The organism is Collinsella aerofaciens, assembly GCF_001404695.1.
Taxonomy (GTDB): domain Bacteria; phylum Actinomycetota; class Coriobacteriia; order Coriobacteriales; family Coriobacteriaceae; genus Collinsella; species Collinsella aerofaciens_E.
The window spans coordinates 1-2,403 of sequence record NZ_CZAQ01000065.1 but is presented as its reverse complement, the minus strand read 5'-3'; the positions used below and the strand labels follow the sequence as shown (position 1 = coordinate 2,403).

2 protein-coding genes are annotated in these 2,403 nt (G+C 64.3%); both read right to left on the bottom strand.

Features of this window, described 5'->3' with window-relative positions; genetic code table 11:
* Positions 1-70: 70 nt before the first annotated feature.
* Positions 71-406, bottom strand: coding sequence for a hypothetical protein (locus tag AQ996_RS09475; RefSeq protein WP_148315943.1), 336 nt, complete (start codon positions 404-406; stop codon positions 71-73).
* 489 nt (positions 407-895) lie between these two features.
* Positions 896-2,350 carry a sugar nucleotide-binding protein gene (locus AQ996_RS09470; protein WP_055252691.1) on the bottom strand — a complete coding sequence of 485 codons (1,455 nt, stop codon included), beginning with the start codon at positions 2,348-2,350 and terminating at the stop codon, positions 896-898.
* Positions 2,351-2,403: the final 53 nt, after the last annotated feature.

Here is a 2,403-nt window from a genome sequence, read left to right as displayed (position 1 = left end):
TGTTGTTGTGGTGATTTCAGATTCTAGGACGAAGGCCGTTCTTCGTTAAATGGACGCTAGGGCGTCACCCTTACACCAACATTTTCGACGCGATCTCTTTAGACGCAAAGCGGTCCACCATGTCCCGAATGGCGGGCGTCTGGATCGAGACCATACATGCCGCAAGAAGTTCTTGCTGGGCGGAAACAACCTTCTCGACCTCGGAGGCTCGATAGGAAGAGAGCCAGCCGCTGGAGTTGATGGAATCGAGGACCGCACGAATGGAGTCGAGGCGGACGTCCGCCGTAATGGATTTGATGCTGTCGGCAAAAGTTGCGAGGGCCGGCGCCATGCTGGCGCAAACCGCCTCTGACGTCTTATGCATCATCTCGGTATATGCGACGGACTCGCTCAGGGCCTTCGCCATGCTAAGCCGCATCGCCTTCGACTCGCGTAGCGCCTCGGAGAGATCCGTGCGGGCGGATGCGGAATCCCCGTCAGTCCTCGTCTCATCCACCGTAGCAATCGACTCCCCTCACCAAATGGCCCGACCTGTTTTCTATCCGAATCGCCATGGCCGCAGCCTGTGTTAGCGGCAACCTGCGACTCGCCTCCCAATCATACCAGCTGCAACCGAGAATATCATTCCTAGACTCCTGAGTTGGGCAACAACGATCACGAAGAAGAGGGCGACTTGGATACCTAGAACGGTCAAGCAGGGAGGCCGAGGCCGATGCACTGGCCTGCCTCGACTTCCTCTACGACCACCACGTGAGGCTGCCCTCGACAGCATCTGCGGGGCTTGCAATTAGCTTGGTGACCGCCGCCGCTCTTGTCGCGGCAGGACTTTACGCTAGGCGCAAGAAAGGCCGCCGTTAGAGAACGGCGGCCTTTACCCTCGCAATATAAATAGCGACTAGAGCGTCTTGAGGTACTCCCCCAGCTCTTCCTCCCAGTCGGGCATGTGGAAGCCGGCGGACTCCAGCTTGGAGAGGTCGAGCGCGGAGTGGACCGGGCGCGGGGCGATGGGGCCGGCGGCGCTGGCGTAGTAGTCGGCAGTGCTGACCGGGGCCACTTTGTCACCGTTGCCGTTGGCGGCCTCGAAGACGGCGCGGGCGATATCGGCCCAGGACTTGACGGTGCCGGAGCCGGTGCAGCCGTAGGTGCCGTAGGGGGCGTTGCTCTCCAGCACGTGGAAGATGGCGGCGGCCATGTCGCGCGTGAAGGTCAGGCGGCCCAGCTGGTCGTCCACGACGGTGACCTTGTCCAGCTTGTCCTCGGGGTCGGCGACGCGGTCGGAGAGGCCCTTCATGGTCTTGACGAAGTTGTGCCCCTCGCCGATGACCCAGCTGGAGCGCATGATGTAGTGGCGGGGGCACCCTGCCACGGCGATGTCGCCTGCGGCCTTGGTCTGGCCGTAGACGGACAGCGGGCTGAACGGCTCGTCCTCGTCGTGGACCTCGGCCGTGCCGTCGAAGACGTAGTCGGAGGACACGTGGACCAGCGTGATCCCGTGCTCGGCGCAGGTGCGGGCGAGCAGCGCCGGCCCGGTCGCGTTGGCCTTCCAGGCGGTGGCGCGGCCCTCGGGGGTCTCCGCCCTGTCGACCGCCGTGTAGGCGCCGCAGTTGATCACGGTGCCGTAGAGCGACCAGTCGTACTGCGAATAGGCCTCCGGGTCGGACATGTCGAAGGTGTCGATGTCGCAGAAGTCGAAGTCCTTCGCCACGCCGCGCTCCTCGGTGAGCGCACGCACCGCATGGCCCAGCTGGCCGTTGCAGCCGGTGACGAGGGTGCGCTTCGGCGCCATGGGGACGACGTCCCCGAGCATCGGGTGGTTGAGGTCGGCCTCGGATACGGTGGCTTGGTCGAGAGGAATCGGCCACTGGATGTTGAGCTCCGGGTCGGCGAGGTTCACGAAGGTGTAGGTCCTCTTGAGCTCCAGCGACCAGTGGGCGTCCACCAGGTAGGTGTAGGCGGTGCCGTCCTCCAGCGCCTGGAAGGAGTTGCCCACGCCGCGCGGGACGTAGATGGCCTTGGACGGGTCCAGGGTGCAGGTGAACACCTTGCCGTAGGTGGCGCTGCCCTCACGAAGGTCCACCCAGGCGCCGAAGACGCTGCCGCGGGCCACGGAGATGAACTTGTCCCAGGGCTCGGCGTGGATGCCGCGCGTGACGCCCTTCTTGTCGTTGTAGGAGATGTTGTTCTGGACGACCCTGAGGTCGGGGATGCCCAGGGCGGTCATCTTGGCGCGCTGCCAGTTCTCCTTGAACCAGCCGCGCGAGTCGCCGTGGACGGCCAGGTCGACGACCTTGAGGCCCCCGATGCCGGTCTCGGCGACGGAGAGGTCCTTCTCGAATGCGATGTCTGCCATGTGGGAAAAGCTCCTATCGAAGAGGTTGGGTAACCGGGGGCGCCCGCGCGGGG

Excerpts from the sequence above, each read along its gene's own strand:
- AQ996_RS09475 (WP_148315943.1), bottom strand. The coding sequence starts at position 406 with ATGGCGAAGGCCCTGAGCGAGTCCGTCGCATATACCGAGATGATGCAT.
- AQ996_RS09470 (WP_055252691.1), bottom strand. The coding sequence starts at position 2,350 with ATGGCAGACATCGCATTCGAGAAGGACCTCTCCGTCGCCGAGACCGGC.